Origin of the sequence: Shewanella sp. GutCb, from assembly GCF_002836135.1 — a bacterium.
GTDB lineage: Bacteria > Pseudomonadota > Gammaproteobacteria > Enterobacterales > Shewanellaceae > Shewanella.
Map to the genome: position 1 here is coordinate 1 of NZ_PJBL01000088.1, position 375 is coordinate 375.

The 375-nt window shown below is 51.5% G+C and carries 1 protein-coding gene; it reads right to left on the minus strand.

Going from position 1 to position 375, the window contains the following annotated elements; all coding sequences use genetic code 11:
• Window positions 1–173: 173 nt before the first annotated feature.
• Window positions 174–375, minus strand: a 202-nt coding sequence (locus CXF86_RS20085) for a phage protein Gp36 family protein (RefSeq protein ID WP_145992410.1), incomplete at its 5' end; no start/stop codon positions are given.

The following is a 375-nucleotide window of genomic DNA, read 5'->3' on the forward strand; positions in this document are numbered from 1 at the left end:
AGTCCCACGTACATCAGGCGTAGCCCGCTCTGACATCTCAATCACGTACAATTTTGGCAATCGCCTTGGCGTCTTCTCATCCAGCTCTGAAAGCTTAAGCAGCCCCTCCACCTCCAACCATGGAGCATCTTTTGGGGTAAGCTGAGTGATCAGTGGCGTGACTAAGTCGAGCATCAGATAAAACCCTTAGATTGGCGACGGTTAAACACCGCGCCGTCGCTCTCAATCGTTGGCAAGTCATTACTTACCGGGCTTTCACCCTGTGTTGTAATACCGAGAGTTATTTTACCAGCCGCCACTTTTTCCAAGAACCGCACCGCATCGTCAAAGCGCTTACTAACCTGCTCGCTGGCCCCGTTGTCATACAGGCCATAA